This is a genomic window from Psychrobacter pacificensis, assembly GCF_018336615.1.
Lineage (GTDB): Bacteria > Pseudomonadota > Gammaproteobacteria > Pseudomonadales > Moraxellaceae > Psychrobacter > Psychrobacter pacificensis.
This window is the reverse complement of sequence record NZ_CP048752.1, coordinates 1-24,701: the sequence shown is the minus strand read 5'-3', so window position 1 is coordinate 24,701 and position 24,701 is coordinate 1. Positions and strand designations below refer to the sequence as shown.

The 24,701-nt window shown below is 44.7% G+C and carries 24 protein-coding genes; 10 read left to right on the top strand and 14 right to left on the bottom strand.

Going from position 1 to position 24,701, the window contains the following annotated elements; translation table 11 throughout:
* Positions 1 to 19: 19 nt before the first annotated feature.
* The gene (locus tag GYK50_RS00120; protein ID WP_093071294.1) at positions 20 to 1,066 is read right to left on the bottom strand and encodes a YheT family hydrolase; all 1,047 of its coding nucleotides are present in this window, start codon (positions 1,064 to 1,066) and stop codon (positions 20 to 22) included.
* 239 nt (positions 1,067 to 1,305) lie between these two features.
* Positions 1,306 to 1,905, bottom strand: a complete 600-nt coding sequence (locus tag GYK50_RS00115) for a YigZ family protein (protein WP_093071295.1) — start codon at positions 1,903 to 1,905, stop codon at positions 1,306 to 1,308.
* A gap of 91 nt (positions 1,906 to 1,996) precedes the next feature.
* Between GYK50_RS00115 and GYK50_RS00110 the strand changes: the two genes are divergently transcribed.
* Positions 1,997 to 2,701 (top strand): pseudouridine synthase, encoded by a 705-nt coding sequence (locus GYK50_RS00110; RefSeq protein WP_093071296.1) that lies wholly within the window; start codon positions 1,997 to 1,999, stop codon positions 2,699 to 2,701.
* A gap of 331 nt (positions 2,702 to 3,032) precedes the next feature.
* The gene (locus tag GYK50_RS00105) at positions 3,033 to 4,097 is read left to right on the top strand and encodes a disulfide isomerase DsbC N-terminal domain-containing protein (RefSeq protein WP_093071297.1); all 1,065 of its coding nucleotides are present in this window, start codon (positions 3,033 to 3,035) and stop codon (positions 4,095 to 4,097) included.
* Positions 4,098 to 4,237: 140 nt separating this feature from the next.
* Here GYK50_RS00105 and GYK50_RS00100 read toward each other — a convergent pair whose 3' ends face one another.
* Positions 4,238 to 4,888 carry a DUF2939 domain-containing protein gene (locus GYK50_RS00100; RefSeq protein WP_093071298.1) on the bottom strand — a complete coding sequence of 217 codons (651 nt, stop codon included), beginning with the start codon at positions 4,886 to 4,888 and terminating at the stop codon, positions 4,238 to 4,240.
* A gap of 414 nt (positions 4,889 to 5,302) precedes the next feature.
* Here GYK50_RS00100 and dnaJ point away from each other — a divergent pair, with 414 nt between their 5' ends.
* The 3 genes from dnaJ to GYK50_RS00085 all read left to right on the top strand — a co-directional run bounded on the left by dnaJ (position 5,303) and on the right by GYK50_RS00085 (position 8,382).
* A complete protein-coding gene (dnaJ, locus tag GYK50_RS00095; RefSeq protein WP_071002636.1) occupies positions 5,303 to 6,427 on the top strand; it encodes a molecular chaperone DnaJ in 1,125 nt (374 codons plus the stop codon).
* A 184-nt stretch (positions 6,428 to 6,611) separates the two neighbouring features.
* Positions 6,612 to 7,442: a 4-hydroxy-tetrahydrodipicolinate reductase gene (gene dapB, locus GYK50_RS00090; protein WP_212564048.1), complete on the top strand. Its 831-nt coding sequence runs from the start codon at positions 6,612 to 6,614 to the stop codon at positions 7,440 to 7,442.
* Positions 7,443 to 7,476: 34 nt separating this feature from the next.
* Positions 7,477 to 8,382 (top strand): hypothetical protein, encoded by a 906-nt coding sequence (locus GYK50_RS00085; RefSeq protein ID WP_093071300.1) that lies wholly within the window; start codon positions 7,477 to 7,479, stop codon positions 8,380 to 8,382.
* An 82-nt stretch (positions 8,383 to 8,464) separates the two neighbouring features.
* On the opposite strand, the gene GYK50_RS00080 is transcribed toward GYK50_RS00085, so the two are convergent.
* The 9 genes from GYK50_RS00080 to erpA form a co-directional block, all read right to left on the bottom strand.
* Complete coding sequence (locus GYK50_RS00080; protein ID WP_093071305.1) at positions 8,465 to 9,640, bottom strand: type III PLP-dependent enzyme; 1,176 nt, start codon at positions 9,638 to 9,640, stop codon at positions 8,465 to 8,467.
* Positions 9,641 to 9,754: 114 nt separating this feature from the next.
* Complete coding sequence (gene def / locus GYK50_RS00075; RefSeq protein WP_212564047.1) at positions 9,755 to 10,309, bottom strand: peptide deformylase; 555 nt, start codon at positions 10,307 to 10,309, stop codon at positions 9,755 to 9,757.
* Positions 10,310 to 10,506: 197 nt separating this feature from the next.
* A complete protein-coding gene (locus GYK50_RS00070) occupies positions 10,507 to 10,761 on the bottom strand; it encodes a GlsB/YeaQ/YmgE family stress response membrane protein (RefSeq protein ID WP_058024727.1) in 255 nt (84 codons plus the stop codon).
* A gap of 394 nt (positions 10,762 to 11,155) precedes the next feature.
* Positions 11,156 to 12,643, bottom strand: a complete 1,488-nt coding sequence (gene mpl, locus GYK50_RS00065; protein ID WP_212564046.1) for a UDP-N-acetylmuramate:L-alanyl-gamma-D-glutamyl-meso-diaminopimelate ligase — start codon at positions 12,641 to 12,643, stop codon at positions 11,156 to 11,158.
* 240 nt (positions 12,644 to 12,883) lie between these two features.
* Positions 12,884 to 13,396 carry a copper resistance protein NlpE N-terminal domain-containing protein gene (locus GYK50_RS00060; protein WP_284718899.1) on the bottom strand — a complete coding sequence of 171 codons (513 nt, stop codon included), beginning with the start codon at positions 13,394 to 13,396 and terminating at the stop codon, positions 12,884 to 12,886.
* Positions 13,397 to 13,981: 585 nt separating this feature from the next.
* A complete protein-coding gene (locus GYK50_RS00055; protein WP_093071303.1) occupies positions 13,982 to 14,512 on the bottom strand; it encodes a disulfide bond formation protein B in 531 nt (176 codons plus the stop codon).
* Positions 14,513 to 14,564: 52 nt separating this feature from the next.
* Positions 14,565 to 16,139 (bottom strand): glutamate--cysteine ligase, encoded by a 1,575-nt coding sequence (gshA, locus tag GYK50_RS00050; RefSeq protein WP_093071306.1) that lies wholly within the window; start codon positions 16,137 to 16,139, stop codon positions 14,565 to 14,567.
* Between the two features lie 174 nt (positions 16,140 to 16,313).
* A complete protein-coding gene (locus tag GYK50_RS00045) occupies positions 16,314 to 16,493 on the bottom strand; it encodes a hypothetical protein (RefSeq protein WP_143007441.1) in 180 nt (59 codons plus the stop codon).
* Positions 16,494 to 16,512: 19 nt separating this feature from the next.
* Positions 16,513 to 16,893, bottom strand: coding sequence for an iron-sulfur cluster insertion protein ErpA (gene erpA / locus GYK50_RS00040; RefSeq protein WP_058024722.1), 381 nt, complete (start codon positions 16,891 to 16,893; stop codon positions 16,513 to 16,515).
* 834 nt (positions 16,894 to 17,727) lie between these two features.
* Here erpA and GYK50_RS00035 point away from each other — a divergent pair.
* Positions 17,728 to 19,758: an ATP-binding cassette domain-containing protein gene (locus GYK50_RS00035; protein WP_212564045.1), complete on the top strand. Its 2,031-nt coding sequence runs from the start codon at positions 17,728 to 17,730 to the stop codon at positions 19,756 to 19,758.
* Between the two features lie 141 nt (positions 19,759 to 19,899).
* On the opposite strand, the gene GYK50_RS00030 is transcribed toward GYK50_RS00035, so the two are convergent.
* Positions 19,900 to 20,262 (bottom strand): septal ring lytic transglycosylase RlpA family protein, encoded by a 363-nt coding sequence (locus GYK50_RS00030; RefSeq protein WP_058024720.1) that lies wholly within the window; start codon positions 20,260 to 20,262, stop codon positions 19,900 to 19,902.
* Positions 20,263 to 21,043: 781 nt separating this feature from the next.
* Here GYK50_RS00030 and GYK50_RS00025 point away from each other — a divergent pair.
* The 4 genes from GYK50_RS00025 to GYK50_RS00010 all read left to right on the top strand — a co-directional run bounded on the left by GYK50_RS00025 (position 21,044) and on the right by GYK50_RS00010 (position 23,421).
* A complete protein-coding gene (locus tag GYK50_RS00025; RefSeq protein WP_058024719.1) occupies positions 21,044 to 21,343 on the top strand; it encodes a Bor family protein in 300 nt (99 codons plus the stop codon).
* Positions 21,344 to 21,355: 12 nt separating this feature from the next.
* Complete coding sequence (locus GYK50_RS00020; RefSeq protein WP_071002625.1) at positions 21,356 to 21,649, top strand: Bor family protein; 294 nt, start codon at positions 21,356 to 21,358, stop codon at positions 21,647 to 21,649.
* 331 nt (positions 21,650 to 21,980) lie between these two features.
* Positions 21,981 to 22,997 (top strand): DnaJ C-terminal domain-containing protein, encoded by a 1,017-nt coding sequence (locus GYK50_RS00015; protein WP_212564044.1) that lies wholly within the window; start codon positions 21,981 to 21,983, stop codon positions 22,995 to 22,997.
* Positions 22,998 to 23,097: 100 nt separating this feature from the next.
* Entirely contained in the window at positions 23,098 to 23,421 is a 324-nt protein-coding gene (locus tag GYK50_RS00010) for a chaperone modulator CbpM (protein ID WP_071002623.1), read from the top strand.
* A gap of 77 nt (positions 23,422 to 23,498) precedes the next feature.
* On the opposite strand, the gene sstT is transcribed toward GYK50_RS00010, so the two are convergent.
* Positions 23,499 to 24,701: a serine/threonine transporter SstT gene (sstT, locus tag GYK50_RS00005; RefSeq protein WP_212564043.1), complete on the bottom strand. Its 1,203-nt coding sequence runs from the start codon at positions 24,699 to 24,701 to the stop codon at positions 23,499 to 23,501.

Here is a 24,701-nt window from a genome sequence, read left to right as displayed (position 1 = left end):
TTGTCAGGGCTACTTAGGCCTATTTTTTATGTGACTCGACCCCAATCCAATTGAAGTAAGCACTCACCGTTTCGGGTATCCAGTTAATATCAAATTTTGAAGATTTGCCATTAGTATTATTTTTTGCTCGACCTTTATCTGAGCGATAACGCAAATAGCCGATATGTCCACCGTGCTTCGTATCGATAATAGTGACGCAGTCGGAGACATCGTTCGCGGTGGCGGTAAAACCCAAAAAGGGATCGTCTTTGGCGCTAATCAACAATAAGGGTTTTTTGACATCGCGTAAGTAGGGCAGGGCTGAGGCGCTATGATAGTAGTCGTTGTTAGAGCGGTAGCCATGACGCGGCGCGGTAAAGATATCATCAAAGTCGCTGATACGATTGACCGCTTTGATAGAGTCGATCTCCTCTTGAGTAATGTCATTGGCTAAGGCTTTTTTGATAATTGGGTTGAGCAAATAAGGCGTATAAATACGATGACTTAAAAAGCTATGCATACTCAGCGCCGCTGATGACATATCAACAGGGGCGGAGATAACAGCCGCGCCTTTGCAGAGCGCTTTCTCGCCGTATTCGCCCATATATTTTGCCAGTGCATTGCCACCTAAAGAGACACCGACTGCATAGATATTGGCGTATTTTTCGCTTAGGTTTTGCAGCATGTAGTGCACTTCGCCCGTATCACCTGCATTATAAAACACCCGTCCACTAGCTGGAATACCACCACAACTACGAAAATGGGCGACCACAAAGTGCCACCCTTGCGCGTGCATCTGATAAGCCAGAGCGCGGGCATAATGGCTATCGCTACTGCCTTCCATACCGTGGAACAAAACGATTAATGGCGTTTGTTCAAGTTCACAATTTTCTGAGTTTTCTGAATGTTCTATAGGATGCGCATCATAAAAATCGTAAGCAATATCGCTTTCATCCAAAGAGTCTTTTTCGACTTCGCGGCGATAAGTTGGTGCTTTTGGCGCAAAAAACTTGGGCAAGATGCTTTGCAAGTGTGGATTGGTCAGCCAAAAGGGCGGTTTAAAGGGGTTATAGGTAAAGGTTGTCATAGTAGGATTTCTACAGTTGTAAAATAAAAGTATAAATAGAAAATATGAGTATAATTTAGATAGCTAGTTTCAAGTGAAACAAAACAATTTTATAAGACTAAGTCTATAAATCGTTAATTTAACGAATTTGTCATCATACTAAGCTCGCAGCAAGCTTCCAACAGCTTTCGGTGAACGGTTCAGTGAACAGGTGATTACTGTATTATGTAATTAAGCTCAGTTTACTTCTTTAAAACATACTAATCTGTAGGTTCTATCACTCTACCTGCAATCGCTAGTTCAGTTTTTAAGGTCTCAATATCGGCCTCTGCGATAGTTACAGTCAAAGTAACTTGCTTACTATAAGCGACATCATCAACACCACCTTTCAAGCTCTCAACCACATAGCGACACTGAGCTTCAGTCGCAAAGTCCGCTAGTATTTGCACTTGCGTCATCGGCACGTAAGGTTGCAATATCATCTGATCGACTGCTGCTTGGGCGGAGCCTGCATAGGCACGAGTGAGACCGCCAGCACCTAGCTTGATACCGCCAAAGTAACGCACGACGACGATGATCACGTTGCCGATGGACTTATGTTGCAAGACATTTAATATTGGTCGCCCTGCGGTACCACTCGGCTCGCCATCGTCATCAAAGCCTGCGCTGGTGGTGTTGTCAGGGTCGCCGATGATATAGGCCCAGCACCAATGGCGCGCATCAGGATATTGCTCGCGCAGCTGTTCCACGTGAAACATCGCTTGCTCACGCGAGCTGACAGGATAGGCATGAGCGATAAACTCAGATTTTTTGATCTCAAGCCGCGCGGTCACGGGGTTTTTTAAGGTTTGATAGCTCATATTGCATCGATGGTACACTTAGGGTTAGATGGGATATGTTAAACTGACACCACTATAACAAAACCCTATATGACTAAAGGTAGTAAAAAGTATGCGTCTCGATAAATTTATCAGTAAAGCCACTGAGCTGTCACGCAAAGAGTCCAAAAAAATCCTCCACGCCTCTGAGATCACCGTCAATGATGAGGTGGTCAAAGACCCTGGCCTACATGTCGATATTATCAATGATGAAGTGCTGTGGGCAGGCGAGCCGCTCTCGGTGGCGACGGGTAATCGTTATATCTTGCTGCATAAGCCTGAAGGCTTTGAGTGTACGTTAAAGGCCAAAGAGTATCCTATCGTCACCGAATTGATTGCCGTACCAGAGCTAGGCAGTTTACGTATCGCAGGTCGCTTAGATGTCGATACCACAGGCGCACTGCTGCTTAGCGATGATGGCGGCTGGCTACACCGTGTCACAAGTCCCAAGCACGAGCACGCCAAAGTCTATGAGCTAACGCTTGCTGATCCTATGAACGAGGAGGAGCAAGCCCGCGCAATCAAAAAGGTGGGCGAAGGTATCTTGTTAGAGGGCGATTATGAGCCGACCAAACCGGCTACCCTTGAGTTTATCGATGAGACCCATGCGCGTCTAACCTTGGAGCAAGGCAAATACCATCAGGTCAAACGCATGATGGGCTACTTTGGTAATAAAGTCGTTGCGCTGCACCGCGCCAGTATCGGTCATATCAATCTAGACGGCTTAGAGAAAGGCGACAGTCGTTTCTTAACGCCAGAAGAAGTCGCCAAGTTCTAGCCACTGACCTCTTTAGTATGCGCATCCATACTACTGTTTAAGTTATTATTTTAAATTCATCAGCAGCCACGACACCGTGTGCTGCTTTTTGTTGTCAGCTATTTATGTTTGTGATTCTCTTTTACTATTTCTGCGGTCTGCTTGTGTTGCCTATCTCTTAAAGTTGGGTAGCCATTTTGCAAAATTGCGCCGCTAATCATTTGTGTAAACCTTCCTTGTGATACAGTCTGTCTGATATCTCAATCTATTTTTTTACATAATATTATGATGAGCAATCAAGATAGATATTATCAAGTACAGAATTTATGAGTTATTAACGAGGACTGCTTTTGTGAAACTATCTGCCTTTAATTCGGTAAGCCTGATTAGCCTTGTACTACTCGCAACCACGGCTTGTGCTCAGTCAAACTCAGCGGATGCGGCGAGCACCCAATTGAACCAAAACAATCAAAGCATGCAGACGAGCAAAGCGGTAAGTGCAACTGTTGATAAACGCTTGCGCCAAGTGCTAACCCAAGCCGGTATCAAAACGCAGATTACCTCCATTGCGCCGTCCAAATTACCCAATATGTATCAGGTAAACTTGGCTGAACAGCCGCCGCTGCACATCACAAAAGACGGTCGTTATGTCATCCAAGGTGAGTTAAAAAAGAATTCAAGCAAGCGGGTAGTGACCAAAACACCAGTACGCAGCACGAGTGCGCAGGTAGGCAAGCCTGTCAGTGCAGCAGTCAAATCGGTGCTGCTCAAAAATACGCGTGCGCTCAAAAACATGAGTGCAAAAACGCCGTTCTTTTATACCGCAGTACCCGGCGTGATTTGGGGCGCAACGCTAGAAGGGGTGCCTTTCTTATTATCGGACGATGCGCAGTACATCACTGACGGTGAGATATCAGTGATCGAAAACGGTCAGTTTATCGGGCTCGATGAGAGTTTTGAGCGGCGCAAAAACCAATCGGTGTTTGCGATATTGGATGAAAGCCAACTGATTATTTATCCAGCCACCACAACTGAGAAGGCGGTGATTTATGTGGCTGATGACGTCAACTGCCCGTATTGCCGCCGATTTCATCAGCAAATACCCATGCTCAATGCCAAAGGAGTGACGGTCAACGTCATCGGCTATCCGATATACGAGCAGTCCCCTGAGCAAATGCGCGGTATCTGGTGCCAAGGTAGCGAAAACAGTCGCCGTCAGGCATTTGATAAGGCGATGCTACAAGGAGAGATGACACCTGCATCAGCGAGCTGTAACGTCGATCACGTGACGCCCAATCGCGAAAAAGCCGCTGGACTGGCGGTGATAGCAACGCCTGCCATTTACCGTGAGGACGGTGTACTATATCAAGCAAGCTTCGAGAGTCCTGAGTTTTTAGAATTTTTGGGTATCGAATAATCACATTGGTGTCGTTCACATTTTAGTGAATAAAGATTTTAAATCACGTCACAAAAAACCGCTTTATGAGCTGATTCATAAAGCGGTTTTTATCGTTTGACTTATCAAAATTTTGAATATCAAAAGCGATCTCAACTTGTTTATGGCAAGACAATATCGACGATCTTCCACTCAATCAAGCCTTGGCGCTGCATCTCTATCGTGAGTGGATAGCCTTTGACTTGACCGCTGATAGCAAAGCAATTGATACCGCAGTAGCTCAATGTTGGCTTGTCGCTATCGTTGCCTTGTGCCGCCTGCTGCTCGAGCTCCGCCGCTTGTTTTTTCATGACTTGCTGGATTTGGCTCTTGACCACCGCATCGACATCGCCGTGCTGAACAATCAAGCTTTGAATGAGGTTTCTGAGATCGACCTGATCGCTTGCGATGGCCCATGCCGCCGCCAGCTCTTTGGTTGCTGTATTGGCTTGACCCTGAGTGTTAATGACCTTTTCGATATTTTGCGGCGTGATGGCACCATCGACGGCCTTTGTGATAAAGCCATCGGCTGCTTGGGTTAATGCGTCTCCGCCCAACTCAGCAATCAGTGGGTACTTTGTCATGGTCGTGGCAAACTGGTCAGTCAGCTGATGTTGGATGCTTGGACGCACTTGCTCGTAATCAATGGTCGCTGCGATAGCGGCACCGTCTTTGGCATCGTAGGCATTTTTGAGCTGATAAGCACTGTAATAAGGGGAGCCTGCATAGATTGCTACGGCAATCACGATTAATAAAACAATCAGCTTTTTCATAAGACGGGGAACCTTGTCGCAAACGTCATGGGTATAAATGACCGTAGATATGGCGATAAATACTAGCACGACTCGTCATTATTCAGGTATGAAAAGCTTTGTAATAATCTTAATAAATCGTGTATACCGCCGACTCAAGACCTCAACTATGAATTTCATGACTTAAGCGCTTGATAAATCAGCAGACCATCTCCATAAATAGCGCAAACTTTTTATAATTGATTTGGCTAAGTAGCCCCCACCGTATTTTTCGTTACATGCACATATTATCATCCTGTGACATTGTGGTTTGCCATGTTTCACATGAAACGTTGCTGTGTGATTGTGTATGAGATGAAGGCCGTTAATGGTAAAAGCTGATCAAGGCTAACGAACTGACGAGCTGGTGGTGCTACGAAGACGATAGGAGAAACCATGAGTAAACGCGATTTTTATGAAGTATTAGGTGTCAGCAAGACCGCTGACAGCAAGGAGATTAAGCGAGCCTACCGCAAGCTTGCCATGAAATATCATCCAGATCGCAACTCTGATGACCCTGATTCTGAAGACAAATTCAAAGAAGCCTCAATGGCTTATGAAGTACTGAGCGATGAAGAAAAGCGCTCAGCGTATGACCGCATGGGTCATGCTGCCTTTGAAAATGGCATGGGTGGCGGTGCAGGCGGCGGCAACTTCCAAGACATCTTTGGCGATATTTTTGGTAACTTTGGCGATATCTTCGGTCAATCACGTGGCGGTGGTGGTGGACGCACGCGTCGCGGCTCTGACTTGCGCTATGTGATCGAGCTGACATTAGAAGAAGCAGTACGCGGCTGCAAAAAAGAAATCAGCTTCACCGCGCCAGCGCCATGTGACACTTGTGATGGTAAAGGTGCCAAAGATGCCTCTGATGTCGTGACCTGTCAGATGTGTCATGGTCAGGGTCAAGTGCGCATGCAGCAAGGTTTCTTTGCCGTGCAGCAGACTTGTCCGCAGTGTGGCGGCTCTGGTAAGCAAATCAAAAACCCTTGCCCTGACTGTCATGGCAATGGCGTCAAAGACAAATCACGCACGCTAGAAGTATCTATCCCAGCGGGCGTCGATGATGGTGATCGCGTCCGTCTGGCAGGTGAAGGCGAAGCTGGCGCCGCAGGCGTACAGAACGGCGACTTGTATGTCGAAGTACGTGTCAAACCGCACAACGTCTTTACTCGTCAAGGCGCGGACCTCTATATGGATGTACCAGTCAGTATCACGGATGCCGCACTTGGTAAAGAAGTTGAAATCCCAACCTTGGATGGTAAAGTAAAAATCAAAGTGGCAGAAGGGACGCAGAGTGGCAAACTGCTACGTGTACGCGGCAAAGGCGTGACGCCAGTACGCACCACGATGAAAGGCGACTTGATCTGCCGTGTGGTCATCGAAACCCCTGTCAATCTGACTCGTGAGCAAAAAGATCTATTGCGTCAGTTCCAAGATACGTTAGATGATGACAGTAAGCATCAGCAGTCGCCACATAAAAAATCATTCTTTAAAAAGATTGGCGATTTGTTTGACTGATTATTTAACTAAGACAGACTGTTTCTAGATAGCCATACTGAGAGTAAGCCCAAAGGTTTCACATGAAACCTTTGGGCTTTTTCTTATGCTGATAAAAAACCACTCAGTTAACGATATTTGTTAAACTGACGATAAATGATATCCAAAAATAACCCACCAAATATAAAGTATGTAAGGTAGCGATATGAGTCAAGAAACAACAGAACAAACCATCAAAGTTGGTGTGATCGGTGCAGGTGGTCGTATGGGTCGTATGCTTATCGAAGCGGTACAAAATAATCCTAAGACCATCCTGAATGCAGCGATTGAGCGCCAAGGATCGAGTCTCGTCGGCGCGGATGCAGGCGAGGTGGCAGCTATCGGACGTTTAGAGGTGCAAATCGTTGACGTGCTAGAGGCTGTAATTAATGACATCGATGTGCTGATTGACTTTAGCTTGCCTGATGCGACTGAAAAAAACATGCAAGTTTGTGCCGAGCATAATGTCGCGATGGTCATTGGCACGACAGGATTTAATGAGGCGCAAGAGCAGGTATTGGCAAAAGCCAGTGAAAAAATCGCTATCGTCTACGCAGGTAACTATTCAACCGGCATTAACCTGTCATTGAAACTACTTGGTATGGCAGCCAAAGCATTTGGCAATGAGGCTGACGTAGAGATCATCGAAGCGCATCACAAACACAAAATCGATGCACCATCTGGCACGGCATATATGATGGCAGAAGCCGTCGCAGAGGCGCGCGGACAGAATCTAAAAGACGTTACCATCTACGGACGTGAAGGACAAACGGGTGAGCGTGAGTCGGGCACAATTGGTATTCATGCCGTACGCGGTGGAGAGATCGTCGGCGACCATACGGTGATGTTTATCGCTGATGGTGAGGTGGTTGAGATTACTCACCGCGCACGAGAGCGCATGACCTTTGCCGCAGGTGCTGTACGTGCCGCAACTTGGGTGACTGAGCAAGCCATTGGGCAATATGATATGCAAGATGTGCTGGGTCTAAATGATTAGAGCGCATTGACGATGACTTAAAAAAGGTGAGGAGATGCAGGTGAGTCGTATACGTATAAAGCACGAATTGGCTAGTACCATTCTTAAGGTGAATATTACCAAAAATATAAGCTTGCCCGCGTTTGCCCTAAGTCTGGCTGTCCTACCAATCACCGTACAAGCCAGTAACGTCCAAACCTATGTGATTGACACTTATGGCGGCGTGTCGCTACTGCCAGTGGTAAGGCAACAACTCAATAGTAGCGCTGATGGCGGCACCGTCAGCATCTACCAAGGTAAGCTAGTACTAATAACAACACCCCACAATTATCAAATGATACAGCAGCTACTCACGCAGATTGACCGTCAGCCACAAGCGCTCACAGTCGCTGTGCGTGTTGGCAATAGCAGCAGTGTTCAGGATAATATTCGTCAGGGTCAGGTTATTATTACCAAGCGCAATATTCAGGGATCGGGTGTTTGGAATCAAAGTAACGGCCAGAAGCAAAGCAGCAGTTTATATCAAGTACAGACGCTTTCTGGTAGTGCCGCTAGTATCAGTACCGGCACGCTCTATTCATTGACGCAGAACTATCGTGCCACTATTCAACCAAATTATCACTATCCCATTGACCGTCAGCCAAGCGCGCAAATTGTCATTCAGCAGCAGGTACTACTGCCAACGACGCAAGGCATTGCTGTCACACCGCGTCTACTACCGAATGGTCAAGTCGAAGTGAGGTTGTCACAAGTTGAAGAGCGACTGGCGCGATCCAACTCATCCTACAATAGGTACGGCACGAGCAGTAATAGCATTCAAAGTCAAAGTCTGAACAATACAATCATTGTGCCGCGCGGACAATGGGTGACGATCGGTGAGATTTCACAACGCTCAACCAGCAGCGGCAGTCGAACGACCAATAGCATTAATAGTGTACCGATAGCTTTATTGGTTCAATAGCTCATTATGCAAATGGCTAAATACAAAAAAGCGCGGTGTTATTAATAGCACCGCGCTTCTCTATAGATGATAGGTTCAAACCCTAGTCAATATAAACCACTTCAAGCGGCGGAAATCCATTGAACTCAACTGATGAATACGAGTTGGTATAAGCACCCGTGGTGAGCCAATAGATTTTGTCACCAATCTCAAGCTCCTCTGGTAACTGATAACCTGCTTCTTCGTACATGATATCGGTTGAGTCACAAGTTGGCCCTGCCAATACGACTGTCCCTTCACTGGTAGACGTTTCCATCTTGGGAGTATAAACAGGATATTTGATGGCTTCGCCGAGCGTCTCGATTAAGCCTTGGAATAAACCAACATCCGTATAGACCCAGCGCGCCAAATCTGTGTCTGATTTGCGAGAGATCAGTACCACATCACTCACCAAGACACCTGAACCACCAACGAGTGAACGACCTGGTTCTAAAATAATCTCAGGCATCTCATCTGCATCGTAGTCATCAGTCAAATAGCTGGTAATCTCTTCTGCATAGACCTTAATAGGATTGACTTCGCTGATGTAGTTGGTTGGGAAGCCGCCACCTAGATTGATCATTTGTAGCTTGATGCCTTCTTCGTTCTTCATCCAGTCAAACATATATTTAACTTTGGCTAATGCATCATCCCATGCCGCAACGTCTTTTTGCTGGCTACCCACATGGAACGAGATACCATAAGGTACCAAGCCAAGCTCGCGCGCCTGAATGAGTAAATCAATGGCCATATTAGGGTGACAGCCAAACTTACGAGATAATGGCCATTCTGCTGTCTCTGATCCTTGTACCAATATGCGCACAAATACTTTAGAACCAGGTGCGTGTTTGGCGATATTTTTAAGATCGGCTTCTGAATCAGTCGCGTACAGATCGATACCTTTTTCAAAAGCATACTTAACATGGTCGGCTTTTTTGATGGTGTTGCCATAAGAGATGCGTGATGGCTCAACACCGCAATCAAGCACACGATCCAGCTCATAGATAGAGGCACAGTCAAAGTTGGAGCCAAGCTTTGCCAGCAGATTGATGACTTCAACCGCAGGACTGGCTTTCATCGCATAATGCAGTTTGGCATTCGGGAACAGGCTGACCATCTCATGATATTTGGTCTCGATACGACTTAGGTCGACCACTAAAAACGGGGTCTCACGACCCTCAGCAGCTTTGGTAAATTTCTGCCAGCTGGCAGGGTCAAAATATTGGTCAATTTTGATCATGGTCATAGTAGTAAACCTTTGGTGAGAACAGTATCTGCTAAAAAATTGGCACCATCTAGTGGATATCAGAGAGTAACATCCACTATAGGCATCATTATGTAAAGGAGAAAGAGATTAAGAACTGATGGGTTGTGACTGCTGCTCAGCGGACTGGGCGCCTTGCTTTTCGCGTATCTTGAGGACTTTACGAACTTTATCACGGGCACGTGTCTGTTTCAAACGAGACAGATAATCGACGAATATCACGCCGTTGAGATGATCCATTTCGTGTTGGATACAGACGGCAAGCAAGCCTTCTACCACCTCATCAATGACGTCGCCGTTTTCGTCTAATGCTTCGATACGTACTTTCTTAGGGCGCTCGACTTTGTCGTAGACATCTGGGACCGAAAGACAGCCTTCTTCGTACGGTTGTTTTTCTTCTACCAATGGCGTGACCTTTGGGTTGATAAATACTCTTGGGGCACTTTTGTCTTCAGACAAATCCATCACGATGAGCTGAATATGACGATCGACTTGGCTTGCAGCAAGGCCAATGCCCTGAGCATCATACATTGTCTCAATCATGTCTGAGATTAAGGTTTTGATTTCAGCAGTCACTTCCTTGACTGGCTTGGCAATCGTGCGCAAGCGGGGATCTGGGTAACTTAAGATAGGGAGTAGTGCCATAACGCTCACCTCAATGATAGGGACAAAATAGGGTTGATATTATAAGATAAATGGGGACAAAAGTAATGCTTATCAATACTTTCCCGTCTATATCAGGTCTCATGCATTCACAAATTAAAGATTTTTATAGGTATCTGGACACAAAAAAGCCTCACTTAACGCAAGGCTTTTTTGTAGATATTCTATCTAGTCGGTAATTATGCACGGCGTTTGTTTACAATCATTTCATACAAAAATAGCAAAATGATCGCACCGATAACTGAGAAGATAAGACCAGTAAAACCGCCATCTGCGTTGATACCAATTAAGCTCGCTAAGAAGCCACCTAACATGGCACCGACGATACCCAATACGATCGTCATGATCCAGCCCATAGGGTCACTACCTGGCTTAATAGCACGTGCCAATAAACCTGCAACCAAACCGACGATAATCATCCAAATAAAGCTCATGTTATTCTCCTAAATTATGAATATTTATAATATGTTGCTAATTTAATAACTCCATTGTAAAGATTCCTCAAACGCAAGAGTAAGCAAAAAATGTTACCTGTGTAGGGCCTATGTGAGGAAAAAGTCAGATTTGCTATTACGTAGGTGCAATAGGTAAACGGAAGGTTACAAAGGTAGCCATGGTGCTAACAGAATGGCGTATCAATCATTTAGCCACGACAGAAGAATTTGATAAGGATAGGGAATTAAATAAAAAAAGCGTAGCCCGTCTATGAGACAGCCACGCTTTTGTTTAATACTAATTTTTTAGATACTAATTTTAGGGTTTAGGGTTTAGGGTTTAGGGTTTAGGGTTTAGGGTTTAGGGTTTAGGGTTTAGGGTTAAATCAATCGTTTATTTATCACGCAATGCCGCTAATAGACGCTGATGAATCCCCTCAAAACCACCGTTGGACATCACGACTATTGCATCACCTGCTTGAGCATGACTACTGATATGTTCAATAATAGTATCGACACTAGACATTACGTGCTGGTTAATGATGGAGTCACTTGTAGCCGTGGCTTGTTCGATGACTTCTCTCAAACCCCATTCCAGTCCCGCTGGCTCATACCACAATGTATAGTCAGCGAGGGCAGCTGACTCAGCCAAGCTGTCTTGGTGAATACCCATTTTCATGGTATTACTGCGCGGCTCAATAATCGCCCAAATACGTCTGCCAGCCAGTTTCTTTTTGGCACCGTCTAATGTTGTGGTAATCGCAGTAGGGTGATGGGCAAAGTCATCAAAGACTAAGACATCGTTTACATCACCGATCAACTCCATCCGCCGTTTGATACCAGCAAAAGCCGATAATGCGGCGCAAGCGGTAGAGATGCTGACACCGACATCATAAGCGGCCGCGACGGCAACCAAGGCATTATTGACGTTATGAATACCACTCATGCCCCAGTCGATGACAGCTACTTCTTTATCAGCAGCAAAACTGACTTGAAATTGACTGCCATCTTCGCGAATGAGTTCCGCTTGCCAGTCGCTATTGTTTTTAAGCGTACGGTCGTTTTTACTGGTATTAGATGCGGTCGTATCGATGACAGCAGTACGCCAGATAGGGGTCCAAACGCCTTTTGCTAACGTATCTTCTAAGCTAATAATTGCTGCAGGCATGATAATTTTTCCAGTGCTTGGAATCATACGTACCATATGATGAAACTGCGTTTGGATCGCATTCAAATCAGCAAAAATATCGGCGTGATCAAATTCTAGGTTGTTCAAGATAGCGGTGCGCGGACGATAATGAACGAATTTTGAACGTTTATCAAAAAACGCAGAATCGTACTCATCAGCTTCAATGACAAAATAACCAGAAGGGACTGTCGTATCATCGTCAGTTTTTTCTGCTCCTAGATAGCTGCTGTGTGCAAATACCTGCTGTAAGTGCTCATCAGTGGTATTGACCAGTGGCACACCGCCAATTAAAAACCCTGTATCGACACCAGCGTAATGCAATATCCAAGCAAGCATGGTTGTCGTTGTTGTCTTACCATGAGTACCAGCAACCGCTATCACGTGGCGCGATTGCAGCACTTGCTCTGACAAAAACTGCGGACCTGACGTGTAGCGCAGACCCGTATCTAGCATATATTCAATCACATCCATGCCACGCTTCATCGTATTACCAACAACGACCAAGTCTGGCGCTGGTTGCAAATGCTTTACGAGATAGCCTTCTTCAATAGTGACGCCCGCATTTTCAAGTTGGGTAGACATAGGAGGATATACGTTGGTATCTGAGCCAGTAACGGTATGCCCAAGTTCACGCGCTAATAATGCTAGCGAGCCCATAAAAGTACCACAAATACCAAGAATATGAATATGCATAGACGTTCCGTAAGAGCTTGAATAAGTGAAATAGAGAGAGTAAAAATAAAGTTTTGAGTGCTGAGCTGTTATCAATCGTGACTAACGTTTTAATCAGTCATTGCCATGGCAGTAGTCTGGCAGACAAGCGATCATTGTAAAGTAAATGCTGGTCGATGACCAACAAAAAACGCCTAACAAGTAGGCGTTATCTAGCTGATAAATGCTGTCTTATTTGGCAGCATACCAAGCACTTGCTGTCTATTTACGTGACAACGTATAGTCATTATTTAGGTTTTTTTGCTCATCTATCAAAATCAGATGATTGTCTTGAATATAATAAGACTCAATATGTTTGTCTTCATATACAATGGTAATTTTGTCTTTATCTTGACGATAGACGCCAGACTCAAGTAACGGTGCGCGCTGTTGTTCAGCATCGTGATGGGTGCTGGATTTTAGTACAGAGCCATCAGAAAATAGGTTCAAAGTGACATCGATACTATCGCAGTCTTCACAAGGCACCATACCACCATAATCACCCATTAGCGTGGCTTGTAGCGCACTACTGTTCGATTCTGAGTGTATAGTAGAAGGGTGCATATGCCCCTCATTACTGGATTGAGCAGCAGCAATAAGTGATTGCCCTTCTGTAGATTCATTCAAACTGTCATCAGGATTTGACTCAGACATACTATCGCTTTCTATCTCTTCTGATGTGCTCTGCGGAGCAGACTCTGCTGATGCGTCGACAAATGAAGCTTTAGTCCTCATGTCTTGATCAGAATTCGAGGAGGCACTATCACAGCCTATCAATAGCACACAGAGTGGTACCGCTAATAAGGACGGTCCCCAGCGTCTAATGACAGTAGATGTGGTAAAGCAAATAGGTGCAAGATATATCATGGTCATACCAAAAACAGTTTTTGAATAGCGTTTTTAAAAATCACCTATGCCACTGGCAACCGTTATCAAGATAATCTTGTTGCCAAAAAAGAGAGACAAGGGGTCGTATAAACGTTGCGATAATATAGATATTGGAATTTGAGAGCGTATCTGATCTTTGAAATATAGACAATTTATCGCTCAAAAGCGATGGCGCTCTCATAACTGCTCACTAAAACTACCCACTGAAAAAACAGGCTGTCTAAAGGTATCAAAGGGTTACAGATATATCTGTGGACTTTTTGTTGTGTTCAATATGCTTGGTATAGCAAAGTAGGCTCTATCGGTTTGTCTAACGTAGGTAATAAAGGAGGTTTAACAGTCGCAGATAATAAAGCAGACATTGCATAGCAGAGTATGAATGTCTGTTTAGAAAGAAGTGATAACGGTAAAATATAAAGTGATTTTAATGAACTATCGAGCGATAGACTGATTGGTGATAGGTCGCACGATACGCCACAACATCACCCCATGCGCTACAAGAAGTACGCTAAATAGGATCAACGACAGCTCAGGGATACTAAGTCCGACAAACGTCCAATCGATAGAAGCACACTCACCAGAACCTGCAAATACTTCTTTGAGCACTTGCAACATAGGCAAGGTATCTAGCCAATAGTCCAAGCCTGGGCCGCATGACGGTACTTGATCGGCAGGTAGGTGCTGTAGCCAAACATGGCGTATAGCCACAGCAGTAGACCAGCCAATACCTGCCAAACTACCAAGCCATAATAGCAACTTCACCACTTTGGATTTTGGATTAAATAATGCTGATATCAGCGCAAAACCGCCCATGACTATTAGACCAATACGCTGAAAAATACAGAGCGGGCAAGGCGAAAGCCCTAGATGGCGCTGTAAATAAAACAGTGCAAAGCTCATGCCTATTATGGCCATCAATACTAAAAATATTTGTAAGTTACGATAAGTGGTCAGCTGTCGCATGGTGCGTTACTCTTATGGTTTCATCTATACAGAGGTTAGGATGCAATCAGGTTTAGCGATACTGCTGTAAAAAGTCCATAAAGTCTTCTGTCTCAGACTTCTCAATCTCAGCCTGCTGCAAGATAGACTTTTCTGCCAATACTTCGTATTTCGCTTGGGTGTTTGGACTGAGAGTCTGCTGCAATAATGACTCGCGATGCTGCTGCGCTAATGTAAAACCAAGCTGCCATAGACTACCTAAGCGTTTGCTATCAGAGTTTACTTGGGCGGAGATCGTCGACTCAGAATGTCCGGCTTTGCCTTGCATCAATGCCACTGCAGCACGGTAGTCATTGCCACCATAATGAGCATCTAGCAATGCAGCAAGTGGCTGCATACGCTCTAGATGCATCAGCATCCAGCCCTCAAGCGATTGCTCTTGACCGTTATTGATGATGTGCAGACCTTCACGGCGACCTTCGTTGACCACACGCTCTAGATTAATAGCGAGTGCTTCTTCTTCTTCAGGCAGCAAATCAGGTGAATCGCTGAATAGACAGTAGAGCGCCATCACTTCTAAAAAGCAAGCACTAGAGAGACGAATACCAACATCGCTATAAGGATCGAGATCAATCGCACGAAACTCAACATAAGCAATACCGCGACGCTCAAGCGCTTCGGTTGGTGTCTCACCACTCATCGCAATTTGCTTAGGACGGATAGGGCTATAGTATTCATTTTCTATCTGAAGGATATGATTATTGATCTGAACTGGGTTGCCATCTTCATCTTCCAGACCAAGCTTGGCAAAGCTCTCATGCGGTGTTTGGATCGCGCGGCGTAGTCCAGCGACATACTCTGGCAAATAGTTATAACGAATATCTAGCTGCTCTTGCACGCTATTGGTATAGCCAAGTTTGCCCATACGCAGGCTGGTGGCAGTCGGTTTATAGTAGGTTGAGTCATTTAGACGCTCTAGATCATGCTCACGCCCAGCAACAAAACAAGGACATACGCTTGGACTTGCACCCAATAAATACAACACAATGCTGGTCAGTCGCTTAAAGTTGCGAATAAGCCCTAGGTATTTCTCGTTTTTGAATTCTGTTAGCGTCTGCTCTTGTGCCGTTGGGGTTTGCGCTTGCCACGTTTCAAAGAGCGTGTCACCAAAAGATAGATTGTAATGTAACCCTGCGATGGTCTGCATACGGCGACCATAACGGATACCAAGACCACTGCGATAAAGGGTTTTTAGCTTACCTGTATTAGAGCTACCATAATCAGCCAGTGGAATATCTTCATCTTTAGAAGACAACATACAAGGCATAGATAGCGGCCACATCAGCTCGCCGTCAGGCATGCCTTGATACACCAATACATGCAATTGACGCAGCATATTGAGTGTCTCTTTTGGCGAAGCTTTTGGTTCGGTGATAAGCTCAAGCAGACTTTCTGAATAATCGGTTGTAATAAAAGGATGAGTCAATTTTGATCCGAGTTTGGCTGGATGCGGCGTCTGTGCCAAAAAACCATCAGGCCTCACGCGCAGTCCTTCTTTTTCGATACCGCGGAGCATACCCGTTAAATGCTGGCTGCCAAACCAATTGGGAATGTCAAAATTAGCAAAGCTACTCGCAAAATTACTCATAATAGTCATCTATTGTTATTCATTATGGCAGATCAAAACACGATGGGCGTTTGTCCATAAAAGAGGTAAATGTTGGGTCAATAATTCCGTCAGTTTAGCTCAAAGCCGTATTGAAAACCACGAACAATTACAAATACGATAAGCTTTGAGCAGGACGTTTGGGCTAGATTTTTCTCAGTATTTTTGATGAAATTGGTCAGCACGGATACTTTGCGGATTCATCAATATTGGCAAAAAAGCATCTATCTCAAAGATAGATGCTTTGATCGCGATGCTGCAAGTCATCCAATACGGCTTTGGCGCATGATCACAGGAATGTTGAGACGCAATAAAGGCATAGTATCGTTGGGTCATAGAGCCAAATCGCGAAAACCTAAATTGAGAATGACGAGCCACAGCCGCAAGTGGTGGTGGCATTGGGGTTGGTCACGACAAAACGTGCGCCTTCTAACCCTTCAGTGTAGTCAACGGTAGAGCCTTGCAAATATTGATAGCTTAGCGAGTCAACAACCAAGGTCACATCACCATTATCAAAATTGGCATCGTCTTCATTTAAGTCGTTGGCAAAGTTAAAGCCATAAGAAAAACCTGAACAGCCGCCGCCCGTCACATAGACGCGTAGCATCAGTTCACTATCACCTTCTTCTTCGCGCAGACGGCGTACTTTTTGTGCCGCACTGTCGGTTAGGCTTAATACCGTAGGATCTACTGGCTGATTTGAGCTTGGATTAAATTGGTTGGCTGATTCGTTCATATCTACCTCAGTTGCTAGGATCAAATGCGGTCGTCGTCCTGTTTGGGTTTGCAACAAAATGATTGCAAATAAAGATACGCACGGCGTTTGATTTAATTGGGCGCTGTCGTTATGGCAAAGCTATTGGTGCATTATAAGCTGTTTGTGCGATATCAATACGGTGTTTGTGCCACCAAAGCACTTTATTGATGATAAGCACTTATCTTTAGCAGTATATCATAATGGGAGTAGCGATTCGCTTGTCAAGAGTCATCGTCCTTACCAAAACTGATGAATCAAAACTTTTATAGCTATCAAGGTTATACTCATTATGTGTGCGAGAGTATATGGCTGCCAAAGGTCTTATTATAGGGCGTATTGAACATTCGACCATGGCACTGACAGCGACTATTTTTTAGGCGATTCGATGTTAAAAATAATAAGTTTAGTCATTCTAAGCACTTATTTTTAACGATGAAGCGGCAAAAAAGAGTCCTGTCCCCTGCTTTTATCGTTGGGGCTGATGCTAAAATTGCCCCATACTGCGTTACAAATCTCGCTAAGGCATTTGCATTATCGTCGCTTTGTGCCTTGTCTGGAACAATTTTAGCGATCAGCAGTGCCTATTTGCGAATGTTCAACACGCCCTAGTCATTCGTATCGATAGGCTGACAAGGATTATATAATCTAGGGTCATTGGCATAAATACTTAATTTTAAAACACTTCGTTTTGAAATAGTTATTTAATTGTTTGCCTATGCGGCAAGCGTTTGAAATAATAGCCGCCAGTTGGCATACCCTATGTGTGTTTCTTATTGCCCTATATTTATATTATTGCTGAGATGAAGAAATTATATGATCGAATTTAAAGACGTTGGTGTTCGCCGTGATGGTCGTGAATTGTTTGCAGGTGCAAGCTTTCAGCTACATCCAGGTCATAAAGTTGGCTTAACAGGCAACAACGGCACCGGCAAATCGACTTTATTTGCCTTATTGTTGACGCAAATGGGCAAAGGCGATACCGAGGTCACGCTCGATAAAGGTGAGGTCAGTATTCCTGATAGCTGGCATGTCGCGCATATGGCGCAGGAAGTCGGAGCCAGTGATCAGACGGCAATTGATTACGTGTTGAGCGGTGATGAGCAGTGGTATGAGATCAATGCAGCGCTCAATGACTTAAGTAGCGTCAGTGATGAGCAAATTGGCGTCTTGCATCAGCAGTTCGATGAAATCGATGGCTACCGTACGCCAACCAAAGCGGCACAAATCATGGCAGGCCTTGGGTTTAACACCAGTCAGCACGAGCTGCCTGTCTCAGGGTTTTCAGGTGGCTGGCGCATGCGCTTAAACCTCGCCAAAACTTTGATGAGCCGCGCTGATCTGATGCTACTCGATGAGCCGACCAACCATTTAGACTTAGACGCCATTCTCTGGCTTGAGACTTGGATCAATGCTTATACTGGACTGGTCATCGTCATCTCGCATGACCAAGCGTTTTTGGATGCTACCGTCGGTCATATCTTGCACGTCGAACAACAAAAAATAACCCTTTATACGGGTAATTATCAACAGTTCATTCGCACCCGTCACGAGCGCATGGCGCAGCAGCAGCAAGCCTTTGAGAAGCAAGAAGCGACCCGCGCCCACTTGGATGATTTCATTCGTCGTTTCCGTGCCAAAGCCAGTAAAGCCAAGCAAGCCCAAAGCCGTATCAAACAGCTAGAGCGTATGGCAGAGCTCTCACCAATGATGGCTGATAACCCATTCTCTTTTCGCTTTTATGAACCGGCAAACATGAGCTCACCGCTGATTGAGCTGACCCATGCAGATATTGGCTACAGCGAGACGCCGCTACTGCGTGATGCCAATGTGCAAGTGACGCCGGATACGCGTATTGGCCTATTGGGCATGAATGGCGCAGGTAAGTCGACCTTGATTAAAGCCTTGGTCGGCGAGCTGAAAATTTTGTCAGGTACTTACCGCGTGTCCGATACCTTAAAACTTGGCTACTTTAACCAGCATCAAATGGATATCTTGGATGCCAAAGCCACGCCGATAGAAATGCTGCGCCGCCTAGCAGGCAAGACCTCTGATGCCGTGTTACGCTCATTTTTGGGCAGCTTTGATTTTCGCGGAGATCGTATCGATACGCCAAGTGAGCTATTCTCTGGTGGCGAGCGTGCGCGTCTGACGCTAGCATTGATCGTTTGGCAACGTCCCAACGTCCTTGTACTCGATGAGCCAACTAACCATTTGGACTTACAAATGCGCCAAGCATTGACGATCGCCTTGCAAGGTTTTAAAGGCGCGGTGGTATTGGTGTCGCATGATCGTGAGTTAATTGCCAATGTCTGTGATGAGCTGTATCTGGTTCATGATGGCAGAATTGACGAGTTTGACGGTGACATCAGTGACTACGGCAAATGGCTGGCAGAAAAGCGTAAGCAAGAAAACGCATCAGACAAAAGTAGCAGTAAGAAGAAAAGCAAGAAAGAGAGCAAAAAATTGGTTTCACGTGAAACAGGCAATAGCCAAGTGACCAATCAAGTGAGCAATACAGCACCTGATAATGCATCAAAAAGTAACACTGCGACCCCAGCGCTTAGTAAAGAAGAACAACGCAAATTAGCCGCTGAACAGCGTAAACGTACTGCACCTATCCGCCGCGAGATAGAAGAGACTGAAAAAGCACTTGCCAAGATTGAAGGGCAGCTTGCAACGCTTGAGGAAAAGCTAGCTGATACCAAGTTGTACGAAGAAAGCCGTAAGGCGGACTTACTGGTCTTATTGAATGAGCAAACCGCACTACAGCAGCAGCACAGCGATAACGAAGAAAAATTGCTGCTATCGATGACGACGCTAGAAGAGATGGAAGCGGAATTTTAGTAGCAAGTTATATGAGATTTGGCTGTTAAGCGATTTTCGTCGTAAGTAATCAAACATAAAAAAGGGAGGGCATCAGCCCTCCCTTTTTTTACATCGTTTTTACATCGTTTTTACATCGTTTTTACATCGTTTTTTGCAACATTATTCTTTACGGTATTTACCATCACCGTAGGACAGTACTTTCATTGTGGTCGTACAAAGCTGGCAATCGATTTGACTAGCAGCAGCTTTCGATAAATCAAGAATACGGCCTCGAATATAGGGGCCTCGGTCTGTGATTTTGACCACGACACTTTTTTTTGTTTTTTGGTTGGTCACTTGAACTTTTGTGCCAAACGGTAACGTGCGATGGGCAGCGGTTAGTGAGTTCATGTTAAAGATACTACCACTTGCAGTGCGTTTACCATGAAACTTGCTGCCGTAATAACTGGTATTGGCCGCAAAAACTGTGGTACTCAGTAATAGTGATAACGTGACAACCAAAGACTTAATTAAATATGACATTCATGACCTATAAGCAATTTATGAAATAGACAGCGATGCTTGCCTATGTTGTCATACCCCTATGAGTATGAATAAGGAGGGGATTTTACAAGATATAGATTGTCAAACTATTACAGCCGTGTAAAAAACTCACGAGGTCAAATGCTTGTTTTTTAAGGGAAAAATATCATTTTTGACTAAAAATAATGGAAGAATGAGTACCGAGCATAGACTTATAGAGAATAATTCTTATTAAGAAGTCAACAAGAGACCAGAAAGTAAATAACAAAATGCAAATAATTGATATATAAATACGAATACTATCGATATAGTAAGTTTTGACCGCGAAAAGCCTACCGAAAACAGTCTGTTTTATTGTAATAAAAGCTTTCTATTTTATTACTAAACTGTAAAAAAAACCAAAATTATTGATTGCTTTAGGCTGTTTGAGAAAACTGGTCATATCGTATGGCGAGTCGTTAAGAAAAACATGGTGGTTCATGGCTGTTAAAAAAACAGCGGTTGGAATATTTTAGTAATATAAACAACAATCATTGAGTAAAAAAGTCGGTCTCATCACTTTTAGTAATCATTAGGCGGCTTTATTTTTGTCTTTATCTTATATTTTTCAATTTTCGTTACATCAATAAAAGTCAGTGATATAAAGCATTCTAGGAAGTCATCTAGAGCAATATTTACTATAGAGATATATTTCTATAAGTTTTATTACAAAAAAGTTGCATAAAAGAGACTTTAAGATTAGAGTTTTCGACCCAACAAATATTAACTAATGGAGTCACGTATGAAAAAAGTTGTTGCTGTGGCATTGCTCGCTGTTTTGACATCAGGATGTGCGACGCAAAACTATCTTGTGTCTTCATCGACTGCACCGACAGCCGCTACAAAGGCTGATGCTGATAAAATGCAGACTTTCTTTGTCAGCGGTTTGGGTCAAGAACAAGACATTGATGCGGCCGAAGTTTGCCAAGGCAAAGAGAATGTGGCTAGTATCCAAACGCAAAGCAACTTTATCAATATTGCGCTAGGTTTTATATCTTCAGGTATCTATACCCCACGCCAAGTCCGTGTTTACTGCAAGTAAGGAATAATGAATATGAAAAAACTACTAACAATGGCAGTGATGGGTTCAGTATTATTGGTATCAGGTTGTGCAACCCAAACAGGTCTTATTCAACCAACTCAAAATACCACTCCAGAATATACTAAGTCACAGACCTTCTTTATTGGCGGTATTGGGCAAGAACAGACTGTAAACGCTGCTGAAGTATGCGGCGGCGCACAAAATGTTGCCAAAGTTCAAACAGTACAAGAAGCCAAAGACATCGCACTAGGTTTGGTCACTTTTGGCATTTATACCCCTCGTACGGCTAAAGTTTTCTGTCGATAAGAGACGCTATCAATACCTCACATCATTTATTTTGACCATTAATTGATCGATGTTGAGCGCTGTATCTTAGAGCCGTTAAAAAAAGAGCAAACAGTCATTGTTTGCTCTTTTTTTTGTGGTGAGTATTGGTCATCAGTGATGACAGAGATGCTGCAATGAATGGGTAAGATTACTGGTAATATTTTTATAACGGTGTTTATTTTGATTATTGCTATCATAAAGTATGGACTATAAAAAATGACTATACCGAACACTAATATTGATCGATATGATCCATTCTACAGTTGGCATTTCGGTATGACTGATATGTTTTTATGTTGAGGAAAATAACATGGCAGAAAAAAATTACTATGACATTTTAGGGGTCAAGAAAGACGCCACAGACGCCGAGATCAAAAAAAAATACCGTAAGCTTGTGCGTCAATTCCATCCTGATGTCAGTGATGATCCAGACGCGGATAGTAAGATTGCTGAGATTAATAACGCTTATGAAACCATTAGAGATAAAGACAAACGTGCCGAATACGATGCGATGTTGGACAACCCGTTCGCTGGACAAGGTGGTGCAGGCGGGTTTGGTGGTTTTGGCGGTCAGGCGGGAGCGTCGCAAGGCGGCTTTCGCTGGGAGGATATCAAAGGCCAGTTCGGCGATGGCGAAGCATTTGGCGATGGCGGCTTTCGTTTCGATGATATTTTTTCAGCGTTTGGTCGCGGGGCGCGTGGTTCAGCCGGTGGTCGCTCTCAAAGCCAAGGGTTTGACCCTTTCGGTGGCGGTTTTGGGACGCAAGATAGTAAAGGTCAGGACCAGCATGCCGAGATTACAGTCGATCTGTCTTCGGTCTATCAAGGGGACGACTATAGCATCAAGTTAAACGTTCCTGTGCGTCAGCCTAATGGCGAGGTGAGCTACGACAACAAAACGCTCAAAATTAAAATTCCAAAAGGCATTACTGATGGCAAGCAAATTCGCTTGAGTGGGCAAGGTGCTGCTGGCAGTAGCAACGGCAAAAATGGTGATTTGTTCTTAAAAGTAAAAATCCGCCATGATGACAATATCCGTATCGAAGGTGCAGACGTTTACCAGACTGTCAATATCGCACCATGGGAAGCCGCATTGGGTGAAAAAATTAATGTCAGCACGCCAGCTGGCAAGCTTGGTGTGACCATACCCAAAAACAGTAAATCAGGTAGCAATCTGCGTCTAAAGGGCAAAGGTATCCCTGCCAAGCAAGCGGGCGATTTATACTTGACCTTAAATATTATTAACCCTGATGTCAGTAGCGATGCGGCAAGACAGGCTTATGAGCAGCTCAAGCAAGCCTTTGCCGACACCACTATCAACCGTTAATCCATGCGCTTGATGGTCGACATTCATCATGATAGTCAATAGTGAGTCATCAAGATGAATGCACCAAGGATGAAATAAAGAGAAAACGAGGATAATAGCTATGAAACACTCGCCTGAATTTACCGATATCATTATGAGCTTAGATGAGCTTGTCTCTGCTTGTGGCCAAGAGCGCCAATGGGTCATCGAATTGATTGAAGAAAGTATTATTGAATACGATGTGCCAGAACGTGAGCAATTCACTGGCTATCAGCTGACAACCGTGCGCCGTGCCTCACGACTCAGCCGTGATTTTGATGCCAGCGTGCCTGCCATTGGCTTGATACTTGAGCTGTTAGATGAGGTTGAGCAGCTGCGTCAATTCAAACGTCAGTCTGAGCGCCAAACGCCTATCATAGAGGTTGAGATCGACAGTATAAAGTAGTTAAGACCTAAAAATACCGCATAAAAAAAGGCCTTTATTAGGCCTTTTTTTATCGACAGAAAATGCTTTGCTAAAAATTAACGTGAATAAGTAGGATCAGCTGCTGCGGTAAATAATACATCAGTTGACGAGTTCAGAGCCGTCTCTGCCGAGTCTTGAATCACACCGATGATAAAACCAATGGCAACCACTTGCATGGCGATGTCGTTCGGTATGCTAAATAAGCTCGCTGCCAAAGGAATCAGCAGCAACGAACCACCAGCAACACCAGAAGCACCGCAAGCACTAATCGTCGCCACCAAACTCAATAGAAGCGCTGAAGCAAAAGACACCTCAATGCCCAAGGTGTGAGCGGCAGCAAGGGTTAACACGTTGATGGTAATCGCCGCACCCGCCATGTTGATAGTTGCTCCTAGCGGGATGGTCACTGAGTAAGTATCTTCGTGCAATCCAAGCTTACGCGCTAGGTTCATATTCACAGGAATATTGGCAGCCGAACTGCGCGTAAAGAAGGCTGTAATTCCTGATTCGCGTAGACATCTGAACACAAGTGGATAAGGGTTTTTGCCCGTCTTAACAAACACGATAATAGGGTTTGCGACCAAAGCGATAAACAGCATACAGCTGATCAGTACCATCAAAATACGGGCATAGCCTGCTAGCGAGGCAAAGCCTGTCTCAGCGACCGTACTGGCAACCAGACCCAAAATACCAAAAGGCGCTAGGGCAATAATCCACTTGACCACTTGCGAGATGGCATCGGCAAAGTCACCAACGACATGGCGGGCTGTGTCGCTGGCTTGGCGTAGTGCAAAACCAATGATGATGGCCCATGCCAAGATACCGATATAATTGGCTTCTGCAATGGCATTGACCGGATTGGCAACCAAATTCATCAATAGGTTGGTCAATACTTCTTTTAGGTCGGCGGGGGGAACTTGCGCGATATCGGCGTTGACCAATACCAGATCAGTGGGGAACAAAAAGCTGGCACCAACGGCAGTTAAGGCAGCCAAAAAAGTGCCAAACATATACATGATGAGCACAGGCTTGACATAGACTTCATTGCCACTGCGATGTTGGCTAATCGCCGCCATGACCAAAATGAACACAAGTATAGGCGCTACGGCTTTGAGCGCGCCGACAAATAGCGTACCAAGTAGCCCTATGGCGATACCGATACTTGGTGCTAGCCAACCGATCAGGACCCCCAACACCAAACCAATAATAATGAGCGGCACCAGCCCAATACGCTGATACATCGCAATCAATGAACGCAT